The organism is Streptococcus lutetiensis (assembly GCF_900475675.1).
Lineage (GTDB): Bacteria > Bacillota > Bacilli > Lactobacillales > Streptococcaceae > Streptococcus > Streptococcus lutetiensis.
In genome coordinates this window covers 309,138-328,046 of record NZ_LS483403.1, presented here as the reverse complement: position 1 = coordinate 328,046, position 18,909 = coordinate 309,138, and the positions used below count along the sequence as shown (strand labels likewise).

Sequence of the window (18,909 nt, the reverse complement as noted above, 5' to 3'; positions counted from 1 at the left end):
TCCTTGGAACGGAAAAGAATTGTCGGACTTGTCCGAAAGGAGATTATTCTTTTTTGTTTCAACGAAAAATAATCATAAGGAGGAAGAACAAGAATGGGTATCGGTATTATTATTGCCAGCCATGGTAAATTTGCTGAAGGTATTCATCAATCAGGTTCTATGATCTTTGGTGACCAAGAGAAAGTTCAAATTGTAACTTTCATGCCAAGCGAAGGACCTGATGATTTATATGCACACTTCAACGATGCTATCGCACAATTTGATGCTGATGATGAAATCCTCGTACTAGCTGACCTTTGGAGTGGTTCTCCATTTAACCAAGCTAGTCGCGTAATGGGTGAAAATCCAGATCGCAAGATGGCTATCATTACAGGTCTTAATTTGCCAATGCTTATCCAAGCCTACACTGAGCGTATGATGGACGCAAATGCAGGTGTTGAACAAGTTGCCGCAAATATCATTAAAGAGTCTAAAGACGGTGTTAAAGCACTTCCTGAAGAACTCAACCCAGCTGAAACAGCTGCTGCAGCGCCTGCCGCACAAGCTGCTCCTCAAGGTGCTATCCCTGAAGGAACTGTCATCGGTGATGGTAAACTTAAAATCAACCTCGCTCGTATTGACACACGTCTTCTTCACGGACAAGTTGCAACAAACTGGACACCTGCTTCTAAAGCTGATCGTATCATCATTGCATCTGACACTGTATCTAAAGATGAATTACGTAAAAGCTTGATCAAACAAGCAGCACCAAACGGTGTTAAAGCAAACGTTGTTCCAATCAAGAAATTGATTGAAGCTTCTAAAGACCCTCGTTTTGGTAACACACACGCACTTATCTTGTTTGAAACACCTCAAGAAGCTCTTGAAGCTATCGAAGGCGGTGTGCCAATTAAAGAACTTAACGTTGGTTCAATGGCTCACTCAACAGGTAAAACAATGGTTAACAACGTATTGTCAATGGACAAAGATGACGTTGCTACATTTGAAAAATTACGTGACCTTGGCGTAACATTCGATGTTCGTAAAGTCCCTAATGATTCTAAAAAAGACTTGTTTGATCTAATCAAAAAAGCAAATGTTCAATAATTTTTGAATCAAACTTTCCTGTTTTTATCCAAAACACGTAAGCCTTGGTTTCTGGCTTACAATTGCACATTGAAAACTTTTATAAACGAAAGGAACTAGAATAATGTCAGTTATTTCTATGATTTTAGTCGTTGTAGTTGCCTTCTTCGCTGGTCTTGAAGGTATCCTTGACGAATTCCAATTCCACCAACCACTAGTTGCCTGCACACTTATCGGTCTTGTTACTGGTAACCTTGAAGCAGGTATCATCCTTGGCGGTTCTCTACAAATGATCGCTCTTGGTTGGGCTAACATTGGTGCCGCTGTTGCGCCAGATGCTGCCCTTGCTTCTATAGCCGCTGCTATCATCATGGTTAAAGGTGGAGACTTCACTTCTAAAGGTATCGCCGTTGCAACAGCAACAGCTATCCCTCTTGCCGTTGCAGGTCTTTTCCTTACTATGCTTGTTCGTACTGCTTCTGTTGCCCTTGTTCACGGTGCTGACGCTGCCGCTAAAGAAGGTAACATCGCTGCAGTTGAACGTACTCACTTAGTAGCTCTATTCCTTCAAGGTCTTCGTATTGCTGTTCCTGCTGCTCTTCTTCTTGCAGTACCAACTTCAGCAGTACAATCTATCCTTAACGCTATGCCAGACTGGTTGTCAGGTGGTATGGCTGTCGGTGGTGGTATGGTTGTTGCCGTAGGTTACGCTATGGTTATCAACATGATGGCTACAAGCGAAGTATGGCCTTTCTTCGCTATCGGTTTTGCCGTTGCCGCTGTATCTGACCTTACTCTTATCGCCCTTGGTACAATTGGTGTTGCTCTTGCATTCATCTACCTTAACCTTTCAGAAAAAGGTGGAAATGGTGGCGGAACTATCTCAGGTTCTGGTGACCCAATCGGCGACATCTTGGAAGACTACTAGAAAGGGGTACAAACATGGCTGAAAAACTTCAATTATCAAAATCTGATCGTCAAAAAGTTTGGTGGCGTTCTACTTTCCTACAAGGTTCTTGGAACTACGAACGTATGCAAAACTTAGGTTGGGCATACGCTTTGATCCCTGCTATCAAAAAACTTTATACATCTAAAGAAGACCGAGCTGCTGCTCTTAAACGTCACTTGGAATTCTTCAATACTCACCCATACGTTGCTGCTCCAATCATCGGTGTAACTCTTGCCCTTGAAGAAGAACGCGCAAATGGTGCTGAAATTGATGACACAGCTATCCAAGGGGTTAAAATTGGTATGATGGGACCTCTTGCTGGTGTGGGTGACCCAGTCTTCTGGTTTACAGTTCGTCCTATCCTTGGTGCTCTTGGTGCTTCACTTGCTATGGCAGGTAACATCGTTGGTCCACTTCTATTCTTCTTCGGATGGAACATCATCCGTATGGCATTCTTGTGGTACACTCAAGAACTTGGTTACAAAGCTGGTTCTGAAATCACTAAAGACCTTTCAGGTGGTATCATCCAAAAAATCACTAAAGGTGCTTCAATCCTTGGTATGTTCATCTTGGCTGTCTTGGTTGAACGTTGGGTATCAATTAACTTCACTGTTAATCTTCCTTCAACTAAACTTTCAGAAGGTGCTTACATCGAATTTCCTAAAGGAAACGTAACTGGTACTGAACTTCAAGGTATTCTTGGTAAAGTGGCTGATGGACTTAGCCTTTCACCAGAAAAAGCTAATACACTTCAAGGTCAATTGAACTCATTGATTCCTGGTTTGATGGGACTTGCCCTTACATTTCTTTGCATGTGGTTGCTTAAGAAAAAAGTTTCTCCAATCACAATCATCATCGGATTGTTCATCGTTGGTATCGCCGCTCGTTTCTTCGGAATCATGTAATAAAAGAAAGGAAGGATTTCGGTCCTTCTTTTTTTATTATGTTATAATAGAGTAAAAGCTAATTCAGAGGAGATTACATGGCACAATCACTTAACTCTACCGTGGAATTAACGACTACCGGTGTTTCTTATCTTGGCATGGGGGGAAAAGTAGGGAAATTCCTTCTCGGTAATAAAGGTCTTGAATTTTATAGCGATGCTAACGTCGAGGATTATATCCAAATTCCTTGGGAAAACATCGAAAAAATCGGCGCTAACGTTTCTCGTAACAAAGTCAGCCGTCACTTTGAAGTCTTTACAGATAAAGGAAAATTTCTTTTTGCCTCAAAAGACTCAGGAAAAATCTTAAAAGTGGCTCGCCAACATATCGGAAACGATAAAGTTGTTCGTATGCTTACACTTGTTCAAGTCCTTATGAAAAAACTAACAGGATTTGTCAAAAAGAAATAAATCTAGTATAATAAATAGTACGGATAAGTAAGAGTGGAGCTCTTTCAGAAAGTCTGCGGTTGCTGTGAGCAGATAGAGCGACAGGTCTGAAATTCTACCGTTATATCAATTAAGAATAGAAATTAAGTGCACAGGATGTGAAGCTGGATGGAACCGCGCGATTGCGCTCCAGCAGTTAACATGCTGTGCTTTTTGTTCATCTGGGCACAGCTAACCCCTATGAGCGCTAAAAAAACTGGAGGAAACTTATGTTAGATATCAAACGTATTCGTAACGATTTCGACGAAGTCGCTAAAAAATTGGCTACACGTGGCGTTGCTGCTGAAAAACTTTCTGAACTTAAAGAACTCGACGACAAACGTCGTGAATTGCTTGTTAAATCTGAATCAGCTAAAGCTGAACGTAACACAGCTTCTGCAGCTATCGCTCAAGCAAAACGCAACAAAGAAGACGCTTCTGAACAAATCACTGCAATGCAAAAATTGTCAGCAGACATCAAAGCTACTGACGCTGAACTAGCTGAAATCGATGAAAAATTATCTGAATTCACAGCTACACTTCCAAACATCCCAGCTGCTGATGTTCCTGTCGGTGCTGACGAAGACGAAAACGTTGAAGTTCGTCGTTGGGGAACACCTCGTGAATTTGACTTTGATATCAAAGCTCACTGGGATCTTGGTGAAGACCTTGACATCCTTGACTGGGAACGTGGTGCAAAAGTTACTGGTTCTCGTTTCCTATTCTACAAAGGTCTTGGAGCTCGCCTAGAACGCGCTATCTACAACTTCATGTTGGATGAACACGCTAAAGAAGGCTACACAGAAGTTATTCCTCCATACATGGTAAACCACGACTCTATGTTTGGTACTGGTCAATATCCAAAATTCAAAGAAGACACATTTGAATTGGCTGATTCTGACTATGTTCTTATCCCAACTGCTGAAGTCCCACTTACAAACTACTACCGTGGTGAAATCCTTGATGGTAAAGAACTTCCAGTTTACTTCACAGCGATGAGCCCATCATTCCGTTCAGAAGCTGGTTCAGCTGGTCGTGACACACGTGGTTTGATTCGTCTTCACCAATTCCACAAAGTTGAAATGGTTAAATTCTCTAAACCAGAAACTTCATACGATGAATTGGAAAAAATGGTTGCTAACGCTGAAAACATTCTTCAAAAACTTGGTTTGCCATACCGCGTTATCACACTATGTACTGGAGACATGGGATTCTCAGCTGCTAAAACTTACGACCTAGAAGTTTGGATTCCAGCTCAAAACACTTACCGTGAAATCTCAAGCTGTTCAAATACTGAAGATTTCCAAGCACGTCGTGCACAAATCCGCTACCGTGATGAAGCTGATGGTAAAGTTAAACTTCTTCACACTCTTAACGGTTCAGGTCTTGCAGTTGGACGTACAGTTGCTGCTATCCTTGAAAACTACCAAAACGAAGATGGTTCTGTAACAATTCCAGAAGTACTTCGTCCATACATGAGTGGAGCTGAAGTTATCTCACCTAAATAATAAACCTAAAACACCTACTAATCACTTGATTAGCAGGTGTTTTTTGTATAAGAAAAAATCCCCTTTGAACCATTCTCAAAATCAAGAAAATGATTTCTATGAATTGAGGCTAGTACAATGTGGGATTTTTAAAATTTTCTAAAGCGTTGATAACGATTTTCAATTAATTGGTCTAAAGGAAGTTTGCTAAGCTCCTCTAATTCAGAAATAAGATTTGTCTTAATCATCTCAACGATTTCACTTGAGAAATAACCATGTTCTGGAATCACTTTATCAATAACTCCCATATTGTAAAGTTCTCCAGCTGTTATTTTCATTAATTCTGCTGCTTCGGTTGCACGCGAACCATCTTTCCAAAGGATTGAGGCAAAGCCTTCTGGACTCAAAATCGCATACATGCTGTGTTCAAGCATCCAAACCTTGTCAGCTACAGCGAGCGCTAAAGCACCACCAGAGCCACCTTCTCCAATGATAATAGCAATAATTGGCACTTTGAGGTCACTCATCTCAAGCAAGTTGCGCGCGATTGCTTCACCTTGTCCACGTTCTTCTGCACCAACACCAGGATAAGCTCCTGCAGTGTTAATAAAGGTAACTACTGGACGACCAAATTTCTCAGCTTGTTTCATCAAACGAAGCGCCTTGCGGTACCCTTCTGGATTTGGTTGACCGAAATTGCGTTTTACATTCTCCTGTAAGTTTTTCCCTTTTTGAATACCAATAACTGTCACAGGACGACCTGCAAGTCGAGCAATTCCCCCAACGATTGCTCCATCATCAGCAAAATGACGATCTCCATGAAGTTCCATAAAGTCATCAAAAATCAAATTAGCATATTCCAAGGTTGTCAAACGCCCTTGATCACGCGCTTCTTTCAAAATTCTTGATACGTCGCTACTCATTTAGCACCTCCATGAAACGCAACTAGTTTAGCAATAGTGTCTGGCATTTCTGTACGTTTGACAATGGCATCCACAAAACCATGTTCCAAAAGAAACTCTGCTCTTTGGAAATCTTCAGGTAAGTTTTCGCGCACCGTTGTCTCAATAACACGACGACCGGCAAAACCAACCAAAGCTTGCGGTTCTGCTAGGATAATGTCACCTTCCATGGCAAAGCTTGCTGTCACTCCTCCTGTTGTAGGGTCAGTCAAGATTGTCAAATAGAATAAACCAGCTTCAGAGTGACGTTTAACGGCAGCTGAAATTTTTGCCATTTGCATCAAACTCATGATACCTTCTTGCATACGAGCACCGCCTGATGCTGTAAAGATGACAACAGGTAATTTTTCAGCAGTCGCCATTTCAAATAAACGCGTGATTTTTTCGCCGACAACTGTTCCCATTGAAGCCATGATAAAGTTAGAATCCATGATAGCAAGCGCTACTTTTTCCCCTTTAATCAAAGCTTTACCGGTCACGACAGCCTCTTCAAGACCAGTCTTTTCACGCATTTTAACCAATTTTTCCTGATAACCAGGGAACTTAAGTGGGTCACTTGTTTCAAGCCCAGTAAAAAGTTCTTCAAAACTACCTTCATCTACAGTAATCGCCAAACGTTCTTTAGCAGAAATACGGAAGTTATAAGAACAAGCTGGACAAATCTTTACAACCCCTAAATCTTTTTGATAAATCATGTGCTTACAAGCTGGACACTTAGCAAATAATTCATCAGGAACCTCAGGAACTTCACGAGGTTCCGCTTGTTTTATAGAGTTATTGGGAGTAATTCGGATGTACTTATCTTTTTTACTAAATAAAGCCATGAAATCTCCTAATCATTTTCCTTATTGTAGTTTGGTAAGAATGTCTCCATCAAGAATGAAGTATCATAATCCCCTGCAATCACATGCTCATCACAAATCAAATCCATTTGGAATTCAACGTTTGTTGTCACACCTTCAATTTCCAATTCATAAAGCGCACGTTGCATTTTCATCAAAGCATCAAACCGATTTTCACCATGAACAATGATTTTTGCAATCATACTATCGTAATATGGTGGAATGGTGTAGCCATTGTAAACAGCTGAATCGACACGCAGTCCAACACCACCACTTGGTAAATACAAATCTGTAATTTTACCAGGACTTGGTGCAAAATTGAATTTCGGATTTTCAGCGTTAATACGACATTCAATCGCATGACCTGTGATTGTAATATCATCTTGTGTTACAGATAATGGTTGACCTGCTGCAATACGAATTTGTTCCTTAATAATATCAACACCAGTAACAAACTCAGTGACAGGGTGTTCTACCTGAACACGTGTGTTCATTTCCATAAAGTAAAATTCTGAGGTTTTCTCGTCAAGCAAGAATTCAATCGTACCTGCATTTTCATAGTGAACTGCTTTTGCGGCACGAATGGCGGCATCGCCAATTTGAGCACGCAAGGTTTTACCAATAGCAACTGATGGACTTTCTTCTAAAACTTTTTGGTTATTACGCTGAAGAGAGCAGTCACGTTCACCAAGATGAACGACATTGTCATGAGAATCACCTAAAATTTGAACTTCGATGTGTCGAGCTGGATAGATGACTTTTTCGATGTACATGGCACCGTTACCGAAAGCCGCCAAAGCTTCTTGTGAAGCTGATTCAAAGGCAGGTACAAGTTCTTCTGCAGATTCGACTTTTCGAATTCCTTTACCACCGCCACCAGCAGAAGCTTTTAGCATAACAGGATAACCAAGTCTATCAGCCACTTCAAGTGCTTCCTCTGCAGTAAATACCTCACCATCAGAACCAGGAATAGCAGGTACGTTTGCAGCAATCATTTCAGCACGAGCATTGATTTTATCACCCATTTTATCCATGATTTCAGCACTAGGACCGATAAATTTGATATGCATTTCTTCACACATGGTTGCAAATTTTGAGTTTTCACTCAAAAAACCAAATCCAGGGTGAATGGCTTCAGCACCTGTTACAATAGCAGCTGACAAGACGGCATTCATATTAAGATAAGAGTCTGTCGAACGAGCTGGACCGATACAAATTGCTTCATCAGCCAAAATCGTATGCAAAGAATTTTTATCAGCTTCAGAATAGACAGCTACCGTATTGATTCCCAATTCACGTGCCGCACGAATAATACGCACCGCAATTTCTCCACGATTGGCAATTAATATCTTTTTAAACATACGTCTGCTTTTTCCTCCTATTTGGAATGTATTAGCATTCCAGTCAAAATTCTTTTTTTGTCACAGTTTACGTTAAACTACTATTCTTCTTAACTGCCAATAGCAAATGTCAATGTGCCAGAAGCTGCTAATTTCCCGTCAACTTCCGCTTTTGCATCAACTACGGCAATTGTAGCACGACGTTTAACAAATTTTGCTGTCATCACCAATTGGTCACCTGGAACAACTTGTTTCTTGAAACGCACTTTATCCATTCCAGCATAAAAGACCAATTTCCCTTTATTTTCTTCTTTTGAAAGTTCTAGAACACCTGCTGTTTGAGCAAGAGCTTCCATGATGAGAACCCCTGGCATCACAGGGTATTCTGGAAAGTGACCGTTAAAAAATGGTTCATTGATTGTCACATTTTTAACAGCAACAATTTCATCATCACTCACTTCAAGCACACGGTCAACCAAAAGCATTGGGTAACGGTGTGGTAAAGCTTCACGAATTTGTTTAATATCAATCATTTAATACGTACCAATCCTTGTCCAAATTCAACAACGTCTTCGTTATTTACCATCACTTCTGTCACGATACCATCTTTTGGAGCTGGAATTTCATTCATGACCTTCATAGCTTCAATGATTAACAATGTTTGACCTTTTTTAACAGCATCACCAACTGATACAAAGGCTGGTTTATCTGGAGTTGGTGCAAGGTAAGCTACCCCAACAAGTGGGCTTGGTACTTCTTCACCTTCAGCAAAAATATCAGTATCAGCTGCTACTTCAGCCTCAGCAGGTGCTGCTTGCGGTGCTTGTGCCGCAGCCACTTCAACAGGAGCTGAAACAGGTGCAGCTGTAGTAACTGGTGCTACAGGCGCAGTGTATTCATTTTTACTAAATGTTAATTCAGACTCATCTGTTTTAAATGAGAATTCACGTAGGCTTGACTGGTCAAATTGAACCATCAAGTCTTTTACTTCAGAAATATTCACGCTTAAGCCTCCCAACGTTTAAATGCTAGAACAGCATTGTGTCCGCCAAATCCGAATGTATTTGAAATGGCATATTCTAATTCTGCTTCTTGACCTTGTCCGTAAACTACATTTGCTTCGATATCTTCTGACAATTCACGAGTACCAGCAGTCATTGGAATGTAGTTGTGGCGAATTGCTTCGATAGTTGCGACAGCTTCAACAGCACCTGCAGCACCAAGAAGGTGTCCAGTGAATGATTTTGTTGAAGATACTGGAACATCTTTACCAAGGACAGTTACGATAGCTTTACTTTCACCTTTTTCATTAGCTTGAGTTGATGTACCATGTGCGTTGACATAGTCCACATCTTCTGGTGAAATACCAGCTTCTTTGATTGCCAATTCAATAGCTTTTGCTGCACCTGAGCCATCAGGAGTTGGTGTTGTTTGGTGGTAAGCATCACAGTTGCTACCATAACCAACAACTTCAGCAAGGATTGTTGCACCACGTTTTTGAGCATGTTCAAGACTTTCAAGGACAAGCACAGCCGCACCTTCCCCCATAACAAAACCATTACGATCTTTATCAAATGGAATAGCAGAGCGAGCTGGGTCTTCTGTTGTAGCAAGGGCAGTCAAAGCATTGAAACCACCGATACCAATTTCATTAATAGTAGATTCAGCACCACCAGCAAGAATTACATCATGGTAGCCGAATTTGATTTCACGGAAAGCTTCACCGATAGCATCGTTAGATGAGGCACAAGCAGTTGTGATTGATTTACATACACCACGCGCACCAATACGAAGAGCAATGTTACCAGCAGCCATGTTTGACAAAGCTTTAGGGATAAACATTGGTTGAATACGTTTGATACCTTTTTCGTGCATACGAATGATTTGTTCTTGCATTTCTTGCAAACCACCAATACCTGATGATACGATGACACCAGTACGGTCACGATCAACTGTATCCATATCAAGTTTTGCATTTTCAAGAGCTTCTAAAGTCGCATAAATCGCATAAAGTGAGTATTGATCCATGCGATTTTTATCTTTACGAACAAAATATTTATCAAAAGGAAAATCATGGATTTCCCCAGCATTATGAACTGGGATTTCAGAATTATCAAATTTAGTAATTGGTCCGATACCAATTTTACCATCATGAAGATTGTTCCAGAATTCTTCTGGTGTATTTCCGATAGGGGATGTTAAACCGTAACCTGTTACGACAACTCTATTTAATGTCATTTTTGTCTCCTTTTAAGAGAAATTATACTTCTAATTTTAAACTATTACAGCAAAGCAAACAATAGTTTACATTGCCATACCACCATCAATTGCAATGACTTGTCCAGTCAAGTATTCTTGCTCAGCTAAGAAGCTTGCTACTGTTGCCACTTCTTCAGCTTTACCGATACGTTTCATCGGAATACCTGCTAAAATAGCTTCTTGCATTTTTTCGGGAATCACATCTGTCATATCTGACTCGATAAATCCAGGAGCAATAGCATTGACTCGAACACCACGTGCGGCAACTTCACGCGCAACTGATTTTGTAAAACCAATCAAACCAGCTTTTGAAGCTGCATAGTTTGCTTGACCTACATTTCCTGTCAAACCAACAACGCTAGATAAATTAATAATAGCACCCTGACGCGCTCTCGTCATCGGTTTCAAGACTGATTGTGTCATGTTGAAAGCACCTGTCAAATTCACTTTAAGCACTGATTCGAAATCAGCTTCAGTCATTTTCAACATCAGTTTATCATGTGTGATACCAGCATTGTTAACCAAAATATCAACAGAACCAAGTTTCGCGATTGCTTCATCAACCATGCGTTTAGCATCATCAAATTGTGACACATCACCAGAAATGGCAGCAACTTTCACTTGATAATCTTTAAAGCTATCAAGCAATTCTACTGAAATTTCTGAACGACCGTTAAGCACTACATTAGCCCCAAGGCTTGCAAAACGGTGGGCAATAGCTAAACCAATTCCGCGGCTTGACCCAGTTACAAAAACATTCTTATTTTTGATATCCATGACTATCTCCTATTTTTTAGCAAAACACTTAAGCTTGCTTCGTCTTCAACACTTGCTGTTGGAATACTTCTATCAATTTTACGAAGGAAGCCACTCAAAACTTTACTTGGACCAATTTCAATAACTTCTGTCATGCCAAGCTTACGCATGGTCTCGATAGAATCATAAAAACGAACTGGTTCTTTCACTTGTCTAGCAAGCAAAGCTTTGATATCGTCGTACTGCATGACTTTAGCCTCTGTATTTCCAATCAAAGGAATTTCAAAATCCGAAAAAGTCACTTTATCAAGTACTTCTGACAAGCGTTTGCTAGCAGGTGCCAATAAAGCAGTGTGGAAAGGTCCTGAAACTTTCAAAGGAATCAAGCGTTTCACACCGGCTTGCTTAAGTAATTCTACAGCATAGTTCACAGCTTCAGTCTCACCACCAATCACAATCTGTGCTGGTGTGTTATAGTTAGCTGGTGTCACAACACCTTTAATTGAAGCTTTTTGACAAATCTCTTCAATAAGAGATGCTTCCGTATTCATGACAGCAACCATTTTCCCAGTTCCTGCTGGAGCTGCAGTCTCCATAAATTCACCACGTTTAGCTACCAAAGCAACAGCATCCTCAAAGCTCAACGTCCTTGATGCTACTAAAGCTGAATACTCCCCTAATGAAAGTCCAGCAACCATGTCAGCTTTAAATCCTTTTTCCTGAAGCAATCGATAAATTGCAACTGAAGTTGTCAAAATAGCTGGTTGTGTATAACGTGTTTGATTTAATTTATCTTCTTCCTTATCAATTAAATCACGAAGATTATAGCCAAGAATAGAACTAGCTTGATCAAAGGTCTCCCTTACTATAGGATATTTTTCGTATAAATCACTTGCCATTCCAAGTTTTTGAGCCCCTTGGCCAGCAAATAAAAAGGCAGTTTTCGTCATTAAATCCTCCCAAACGGAATTTGATTTTTTATTTAAATAGAAATATTAATCTTTCTCAATATCAGCCCAACGTTTAGCTTCTTCTAAGATAACTTCTTGAGCTCCATAGTAGAGATCTTTCAAGATTTCTTCACATGTTTCTTCTTTACGAATCAAACCTGCAATTTGACCTGCCATGACTGAACCAGTCACAACATCACCATCGACAACAGCATTACGCAAAGCACCTGCTCCCAATACTTCGATGTCTTCTTTTGTCTTACGACCTGCCAAGAAATCTTTCTCTGCGTGAGTATATGATGTTGTCAATTTATTTTTAACGGCACGTACTGGATGTCCAACGACAGACGCAGAAATAACCGTATCAATATCTTTTGCTTTTAAGATTTTATCTTTGAAGTTTTGGTGAGCATTAGATTCTTTGGCAACAGCAAAGCGAGTTCCCACTTGAACAGCTTCAGCACCAAGCATAAAGACAGCTGCTGCACCACGTCCATCACCGACACCACCAGCACCAATAACTGGAATATTAACCGCATCAACAACTTGACGAACAAGTGTCATTGTAGTCAATTTACCGATGTGACCACCAGCTTCCATACCTTCAGCGATAACCGCATCTGCTCCAAGTTTTTCCATACGTTTTGCAAGCGCAACACTAGGAACAACTGGAATAACAGTAATACCAGCTTCGTGGAAACGTTCCATGTATTTACCAGGGTTACCAGCACCAGTTGTAACAACTTTAACCCCTTCTTCAATCACAAGATCAACAATTTCATCAACAAATGGTGACAAAAGCATAATATTAACACCAAAAGGTTTATCAGTAATTTGTTTAACCTTATCAATATTTGCTTTAACAACTTCTTTAGGGGCATTACCACCACCGATAATACCTAAGCCACCAGCGAATGAAACTGCACCAGCCAAGTCACCATCGGCAACCCAAGCCATACCACCTTGAAAAATTGGATATTTGATATTTAATAATTCTGTAATACGTGTTTTCATGTTAAACCTTCTTAGTCTTTACCAAACAATAATTTGATAGTCAAACTATCATAATAAGAAGAGAGGGAGTAAGATAAGTTTTCGCTTACTAGCAACCTATCCCACAGCCCTTTCTACTAAATATATAGTGGAGTTAGTTTTTAATCCCAACTCCAGCCATGTCATTATTTTGTTTTTTCTTCAACGTAAGCAACCAAGTCACCTACAGTGTTAAGACCTTCTTCAGTTTCGATTTGGATATCAAATGCATCTTCGATTTCAGAAACTACTTGGAAAACATCAAGTGAGTCAGCATCAAGTTCATCGAAAGTAGTTTCCAATTTCACTTCTTCTGCTTCTTTACCAAGTTCTTCAACGATAATTTCTTGTACTTTTTCAAATACTGCCATGATTAATTTCTCCTTAATAAATATATATAATACCTCATGCTATAATGCACAAGTTTGTAACTAGATTTTAACAATTAGGCTTCCCCATGTCAAACCTCCACCAAATCCTGATAGAAGAATTGTTTGAGAACCGTCTAATTTGATAAGTCCCTTACCCACTGATTCTGATAAGAGAATTGGAATACTTGCCGCACTAGTATTACCATATTCCATTATATTTGCTAAAAATTTATCTCGGTCAATAGACATTTTTCGCGCCACTTTATCCAAGATACGAATATTAGCTTGATGCAAAAGCAAGTAATCAAGATCTTCAGCTGAAACTTCAGAAGTTTCAATAAGTGCCTTGATACTCTTAGCCACATCTCTGATTGCAAAATCAAAGATAGCCCTACCATCCATTTTCAAGAACTTATCATCCTCTTCTTTTTCAGAAAATGGTGAAGACAAGCCAACTTTGGCGGATGTCAAGCTAAGACCACGACTTCCATCAGTATTTAAAGACTCTGCTAAGAAATGTTTTGTTTCTGTTGCTTCAAGCAAAACACCACCAGCACCATCGCCAAATAAAACAGAAGTACTTCTGTCTGACCAGTCTAGTGTTTTTGACAATGTTTCAGCACCAATAACAATACCGCGCTTATAGATACCCGATTGAATAAATTTATCCGCAGTCGAAAGAGCAAACACAAAGCCACTACATGCCGCTGTCACATCCATGGCAAAAGCATTTACAGCACCGATATTTCCTTGAATACGAGCTGCTGTTGACGGCATCAGACTATCAGGGGTAATTGTTGCAACAATGATGAAATCAATATCTACAGCTGATAAACCAGCTTTTGAAAGTAGTTGCTTGACAACTTGCGTCCCTAAATCACTAGTTGTTTCATCTCGAGTGATATGTCGTCTTCTAATTCCCGTACGTGATGAAATCCATTCATCGCTGGTGTCCATGATTTCAGACAAATCATCGTTTGTAATCACTTGTTCAGGGGCATAGGCTGCTGCCTGAGCAATTCTTGCAAATACCATTATTACATTAACTCCTCAAGAAACTTGTGAAGATTTTTAAGCCCTCTCAAAAGTGCTTCTAGTTCTTCTTCATTCATATCTTCCGCAATATGAGAAACCATATTTTTGTGGAATTTATGATGAAGCCTATCTAATAATCTTCCTTTTTTTGTCAAAGTTAAATGAACCACACGACGGTCCAATTTCGAACGTCGTCTTTCAATATAACCTTTTGCCTCAAGCTTATTTAAACTAGTGGTTATTGTACCGAGGGTCAACATCAACTCACGTGCAATATCACTTGGAGTCACATTAGAATTCTTACCAATAATCTCAATGGTATGCATTTCCTTTAATGAAACATCATTGAATTGACTTGTTCGCAAACTAGTCTCTTCAATAACCTGAACACGATTAAAAATATCAACCAAATATTCATTAATTCTATTATAATCCAAGATTTCACCTCCTAAATAAACTTTGACAATCAAAGTATATCAAACATCAAAATATTTTGCAAGGTATTTTTGGTCAAACTGGAAAAATAAGTTGAAAACCAAACTATTATTTACATTACTTTCCTGAAAATTTCGGACGGCGTTTTTCAGCAAAAGCACGAACACCTTCTTTGAAATCTTCCTTAAAAGCTAATTCTTTTTGAAGTTGCAATTCAAGTTTTGTATAGTCTTCCCAGCCTTCATATTGGGATTTCCACGACATTTCTTTGATGGCACGGTATGAATTAATTGAACCGCGAAGCAGACGTTTCGTTAACTGATTTGTCGTTCTTTCTAGTTTTTCAGATTCACAAAGACGATAAACAATGCCATATTCAAAGGCTTTTTCTGCATTTACCCCTTCACCAGTCATAGCTAACTGAACCGCACGTGTTGTTCCGATAGCGCGACTCATCAAGAAAATTCCTCCAGCATCTGGAGCAAGACCAACACCAACAAAGGCTTGAATAAATTTGGCTTTTTCACTTGCGACCACAAAATCCGCCGCAACAGCCATATTTGCTGCTGCACCAGCAACCGCACCATCTACGCTCATAATCACTGGTTTTGGTAATTTTTTCATGGCAAAGGAAATTTTATTAACTAAACTTGCAATTTCAACTAGCGATTCGACATTATCTGATTCAACTGCACGTTGCATCTCAGCCAAATCCCCACCAATTGAAAAGATTTTACCAACTGCTTGAATGACCAAAATTTTCACAGAATCATCTGCTTTCACTAAGTCTAAAACCTCAAGAATTTCTTGACAAGTTGGAATATTAAAACCATTCGAAATATCTGGGCGATTCAAGGTCAAAGTTGCAACTTCTCCCTTTTCATAAATCATATTATCGAAAGACATCTATCTACCTCCATCAGATGTGATAAAAATAGTTTGGTTATTAAACTATTTAGCACCAGCTATTCTAGCATACTATTCCTCGATAAATCAAGAAAAAAATCACATTTTGATTAATTTAGTTTGATTTTTTAATATTTAAACTATCAAACTATTGTTTAAAAAAAGTAGAATTACACCTACTTTCATCATATTATTTGCTTAATTCTTCAATAACTTGTGTTAGATTATTCACCAGACGACTTGCCTTACTTTGGTTCATATCAAATAACTGATCTTCAATTGCCCAAACCTCTAAATCGGCAGAAACACCAGCCTGAATACCTTTTTCGCTGTCTTCAATAACTAGCGTTTCGTCACTGTTAAAGCCAAGTTGTTTTCGTGCTTCTTGATAAATCGCAGGATGTGGTTTTCCTTTTTCAAATTCCTCACCTGATAAAATCACTGAAAAATACGCTAACAACTGAGTTTCTTCAAGAGCTTTCAAAATATCATGTTTAGTTGAACTAGAAGCAAGCCCTAAACGGTACCCCTTTTCAAAAAGTCCTTTGACCACTTTAAAAGTATCTTCAAAAATCAAGTTTTTGTAAGGAAGCGGATACGTTTTTTTGTAAATAGAATACTCTTTTTGTAGCTGATCAGTATCCCATTTGTCCAAATTGTCACGCAAAATGTCTGGCCAAATTTGTTTCATATTGCCACCAATAAAAGAACTAGGCGGTAAGTGCTTTATACTGATCCCTTTGTCAGCCAAAAACTTCTCACGACGGCGATAATAAAACGTTTCAGTATCGAATAAGACACCATCCATATCAAAAATAATTGCTTTAAATTTTTCCATTCCTCTATTATACTATCTTTTTATTTGAAAAACTACTGACAAATTTTCAGAATTTTGTTATAATTGTATACAAATTTTAGAAAAGTGGAGAAGGTCATGAAAGTAATCAAATTTGGTGGTAGTTCACTGGCTTCGGCTGACCAACTAAAAAAAGTTTTGAATATTGTGAAATCTGATAACGAACGACGTTTTGTTGTTGTATCAGCACCCGGAAAGCGTAACTCAGAAGATACTAAGGTAACCGATGCTCTTATTAAGTATTACAAGGACTACACCTCAGGTGATGATGTCACTGCTGCACAAGAATGGATTATCAACCGTTACCAAGCCATTGCAGATGAGCTTGGACTCAGTTCATCAATTATGAGCAAAATTGCAGGTACGATTACAAATCTTGCGACACTCCCAATTGAATGTAACGAATTCCTTTATGACACATTTCTTGCAGCAGGTGAAGATAATAATGCTAAGCTTGTGGCAGAATTTTTCCGTAAAAACGGACTCAATGCACGCTATGTTCACCCTAAAGAAGCAGGTATCATTGTTTCAAGTGAACCAGGAAATGCACGCATTCTTCCATCAAGCTATGATAAGCTTGAAGAATTGCGTGACTCAGAAGAAATCCTTGTTATCCCAGGCTTCTTTGGAGTTACAGTTGATGGCCAAATCTGTACTTTCTCACGTGGTGGTTCAGATATTTCAGGTTCTATCGTTGCTGCAGGTGTCAAAGCAGACTTGTATGAAAACTTTACCGATGTTGATGGTATCTTCGCAGCTCACCCTGGAGTGGTTCACAAACCTCACACAATCCAAGAATTAACATACCGTGAAATGCGTGAACTTGCTTATGCTGGATTTTCAGTGCTCCACGATGAAGCACTTATTCCTGCTTACCGAGGTAAAATTCCTCTCGTCATCAAAAATACAAACAACCCCAAACACCCAGGAACACGTATTACATTAAAACACAGTGGGCCTACAGTTCCTGTTATTGGTATCGCTGCTGATGACGAATTTGCAAGTATCAACTTGTCTAAATACCTTATGAACCGTGAAGTCGGTTTTGGTCGCAAAGTCCTTCAAATTCTTGAAGACTTAAACATCCGTTGGGAACACATTCCAACAGGTATCGATGACATGTCTGTCATTGTTCGCGAACGTGAACTTACACCAATCAAAGAACAAGAAATCACATCATACTTAACTCGTGAACTTGGCGTTGATGAAGTTGATATCGAACACAACCTTTCAATCATCATGATTGTGGGTGAAGATATGAAAAACCATACTGGTGTAACCGCAACAGCAACCAAAGCACTTTCAGATAAACACATTAACTTGGAAATGATTTCACAAGGATCAAGTGAAGTATCTGTTATGTTCGTTACTCAAACAGAACACGAAAAAGAGGCAGTTCGTGCCCTATACAAATCCTTCTTCCGATCAGAAGAGTAAGAAAAGGCCAGAATCCTCTGGTCTTTTCTTATGGTCTAAAATCTGAGAAATACGGTTCAATGCTTTTTAAGAAGTCTTTCTTCCCTTCAAAACGTTCCCCACGAATCACTTTTTCCAACTTCAGTCTATCTTCTCTTCCCAATGTTCTTCGTAAACGTGCTAAGCTATCCTGATAAGCCACGTAATCTGCGACTTCAAAGAAAGATACCTGGGGTACACAGTGACTAATATCACCAATTTCTTCATAAGGCATATGATTAAATTTTCGTTTAAAGGATTCCTGATGGCGGATAATATCTTTAACATGGTTAGAAAATTTTGTTTTAAAGTAGCTATAACGTTTGCCTTCATTAATTAAGAGATCAGGATGTTCCTCTACAAGTTCAAAGAAAATAATACGTCCCTCTTGAATCCAATCCTCATAATCCCAGAGTTTGACAAAATAATAACGGCGTAATTTTAAAATAATTGGTTTAACCGTTTGAAAATAGCGTTCAAAATCCACTGTTTCTATCTCCTTTTTCCCTTTTATTTTTAAAGTAATCTTATTATAAAAAGATTTAGGAAAAAGGAACATGACAAAAATGTCCAAATGAGAGCAGAAAAAAAGCAACTCAATGAGTTGCTCTCCGTCTACCGCTTTTAAACTCCGCCAGTAGGACTCGAACCTACGACATCATGATTAACAGTCATGCGCTACTACCAACTGAGCTATGGCGGATAAATGCTAAGCGACTACCATATCTAACAGGGGGCAACCCCCAACTACATCAGGCGTGCTAGGGCTTAACTTCTGTGTTCGGCATGGGAACAGGTGTATCTCCTAGGCTATCGTCACTTAACTATGATTGATTA

21 protein-coding genes, 1 tRNA gene and 1 rRNA gene are annotated in these 18,909 nt (G+C 39.3%); 6 read left to right on the top strand and 17 right to left on the bottom strand.

The genetic code is table 11. The features are described from left to right. Positions 1–93 precede the first annotated feature (93 nt). The 5 genes from DQN23_RS01825 (at position 94) to serS (ending at position 4,894) form a co-directional block, all read left to right on the top strand. Positions 94–1,086, top strand: a complete 993-nt coding sequence (locus DQN23_RS01825; protein WP_058833232.1) for a PTS sugar transporter subunit IIB — start codon at positions 94–96, stop codon at positions 1,084–1,086. 103 nt (positions 1,087–1,189) lie between these two features. Continuing rightward, positions 1,190–1,993 carry a PTS mannose/fructose/sorbose transporter subunit IIC gene (locus DQN23_RS01820; RefSeq protein WP_020916239.1) on the top strand — a complete coding sequence of 268 codons (804 nt, stop codon included), beginning with the start codon at positions 1,190–1,192 and terminating at the stop codon, positions 1,991–1,993. Between the two features lie 14 nt (positions 1,994–2,007). Next, the gene (locus DQN23_RS01815) at positions 2,008–2,919 is read left to right on the top strand and encodes a PTS system mannose/fructose/sorbose family transporter subunit IID (protein WP_020916238.1); all 912 of its coding nucleotides are present in this window, start codon (positions 2,008–2,010) and stop codon (positions 2,917–2,919) included. Between the two features lie 77 nt (positions 2,920–2,996). Continuing rightward, positions 2,997–3,368 carry a DUF956 family protein gene (locus tag DQN23_RS01810; RefSeq protein WP_003067503.1) on the top strand — a complete coding sequence of 124 codons (372 nt, stop codon included), beginning with the start codon at positions 2,997–2,999 and terminating at the stop codon, positions 3,366–3,368. A 248-nt stretch (positions 3,369–3,616) separates the two neighbouring features. Next, positions 3,617–4,894 carry a serine--tRNA ligase gene (serS, locus tag DQN23_RS01805; RefSeq protein WP_058813646.1) on the top strand — a complete coding sequence of 426 codons (1,278 nt, stop codon included), beginning with the start codon at positions 3,617–3,619 and terminating at the stop codon, positions 4,892–4,894. A 128-nt stretch (positions 4,895–5,022) separates the two neighbouring features. On the opposite strand, the gene DQN23_RS01800 is transcribed toward serS, so the two are convergent. The 14 genes from DQN23_RS01800 to DQN23_RS01735 form a co-directional block, all read right to left on the bottom strand. Continuing rightward, complete coding sequence (locus DQN23_RS01800) at positions 5,023–5,796, bottom strand: acetyl-CoA carboxylase carboxyl transferase subunit alpha (protein ID WP_020916236.1); 774 nt, start codon at positions 5,794–5,796, stop codon at positions 5,023–5,025. Further along, on the bottom strand, positions 5,793–6,659 hold the full coding sequence (gene accD, locus DQN23_RS01795) for an acetyl-CoA carboxylase, carboxyltransferase subunit beta (protein WP_020916235.1): 867 nt from the start codon (positions 6,657–6,659) through the stop codon (positions 5,793–5,795). The genes DQN23_RS01800 and accD overlap by 4 nt, the downstream gene beginning before the upstream one ends. Before the next feature lie 8 nt (positions 6,660–6,667). Next, entirely contained in the window at positions 6,668–8,038 is a 1,371-nt protein-coding gene (locus DQN23_RS01790) for an acetyl-CoA carboxylase biotin carboxylase subunit (protein ID WP_020916234.1), read from the bottom strand. A gap of 89 nt (positions 8,039–8,127) precedes the next feature. Beyond that, positions 8,128–8,550, bottom strand: a complete 423-nt coding sequence (fabZ, locus tag DQN23_RS01785; RefSeq protein ID WP_020916233.1) for a 3-hydroxyacyl-ACP dehydratase FabZ — start codon at positions 8,548–8,550, stop codon at positions 8,128–8,130. Next, positions 8,547–9,020, bottom strand: coding sequence for an acetyl-CoA carboxylase biotin carboxyl carrier protein (gene accB, locus DQN23_RS01780; protein WP_111712633.1), 474 nt, complete (start codon positions 9,018–9,020; stop codon positions 8,547–8,549). The genes fabZ and accB overlap by 4 nt, the downstream gene beginning before the upstream one ends. 2 nt (positions 9,021–9,022) lie before the next feature. Beyond that, a complete protein-coding gene (fabF, locus tag DQN23_RS01775) occupies positions 9,023–10,255 on the bottom strand; it encodes a beta-ketoacyl-ACP synthase II (protein ID WP_020916231.1) in 1,233 nt (410 codons plus the stop codon). A gap of 66 nt (positions 10,256–10,321) precedes the next feature. Further along, positions 10,322–11,053 carry a 3-oxoacyl-[acyl-carrier-protein] reductase gene (gene fabG, locus DQN23_RS01770; RefSeq protein WP_111712632.1) on the bottom strand — a complete coding sequence of 244 codons (732 nt, stop codon included), beginning with the start codon at positions 11,051–11,053 and terminating at the stop codon, positions 10,322–10,324. Positions 11,054–11,055: 2 nt separating this feature from the next. Continuing rightward, complete coding sequence (gene fabD / locus DQN23_RS01765; RefSeq protein WP_020916229.1) at positions 11,056–11,982, bottom strand: ACP S-malonyltransferase; 927 nt, start codon at positions 11,980–11,982, stop codon at positions 11,056–11,058. A 45-nt stretch (positions 11,983–12,027) separates the two neighbouring features. Further along, on the bottom strand, positions 12,028–12,996 hold the full coding sequence (fabK, locus tag DQN23_RS01760; protein WP_111712631.1) for an enoyl-[acyl-carrier-protein] reductase FabK: 969 nt from the start codon (positions 12,994–12,996) through the stop codon (positions 12,028–12,030). A gap of 164 nt (positions 12,997–13,160) precedes the next feature. Beyond that, positions 13,161–13,385, bottom strand: coding sequence for an acyl carrier protein (locus DQN23_RS01755; RefSeq protein WP_020916227.1), 225 nt, complete (start codon positions 13,383–13,385; stop codon positions 13,161–13,163). Positions 13,386–13,445: 60 nt separating this feature from the next. Continuing rightward, positions 13,446–14,420, bottom strand: coding sequence for a beta-ketoacyl-ACP synthase III (locus tag DQN23_RS01750; protein ID WP_020916226.1), 975 nt, complete (start codon positions 14,418–14,420; stop codon positions 13,446–13,448). Between the two features lie 2 nt (positions 14,421–14,422). Further along, entirely contained in the window at positions 14,423–14,857 is a 435-nt protein-coding gene (fabT, locus tag DQN23_RS01745) for a fatty acid biosynthesis transcriptional regulator FabT (protein WP_039695988.1), read from the bottom strand. 115 nt (positions 14,858–14,972) lie between these two features. Next, positions 14,973–15,761 carry an enoyl-CoA hydratase gene (locus DQN23_RS01740; protein WP_111712630.1) on the bottom strand — a complete coding sequence of 263 codons (789 nt, stop codon included), beginning with the start codon at positions 15,759–15,761 and terminating at the stop codon, positions 14,973–14,975. 190 nt (positions 15,762–15,951) lie between these two features. Further along, positions 15,952–16,599: an HAD family hydrolase gene (locus DQN23_RS01735; protein WP_111712629.1), complete on the bottom strand. Its 648-nt coding sequence runs from the start codon at positions 16,597–16,599 to the stop codon at positions 15,952–15,954. 96 nt (positions 16,600–16,695) lie between these two features. On the opposite strand from DQN23_RS01735, the gene DQN23_RS01730 reads away from it, so the two are divergent. After that, on the top strand, positions 16,696–18,054 hold the full coding sequence (locus DQN23_RS01730) for an aspartate kinase (protein WP_020916223.1): 1,359 nt from the start codon (positions 16,696–16,698) through the stop codon (positions 18,052–18,054). A 28-nt stretch (positions 18,055–18,082) separates the two neighbouring features. On the opposite strand, the gene DQN23_RS01725 is transcribed toward DQN23_RS01730, so the two are convergent. The 3 genes from DQN23_RS01725 to rrf form a co-directional block, all read right to left on the bottom strand. Further along, entirely contained in the window at positions 18,083–18,559 is a 477-nt protein-coding gene (locus DQN23_RS01725) for a sigma-70 RNA polymerase sigma factor region 4 domain-containing protein (protein ID WP_111712607.1), read from the bottom strand. A 142-nt stretch (positions 18,560–18,701) separates the two neighbouring features. Next, positions 18,702–18,775, bottom strand: a tRNA-Asn gene (locus tag DQN23_RS01720). A gap of 5 nt (positions 18,776–18,780) precedes the next feature. After that, positions 18,781–18,896 (bottom strand): 5S ribosomal RNA (rrf, locus tag DQN23_RS01715). Positions 18,897–18,909: the final 13 nt, after the last annotated feature.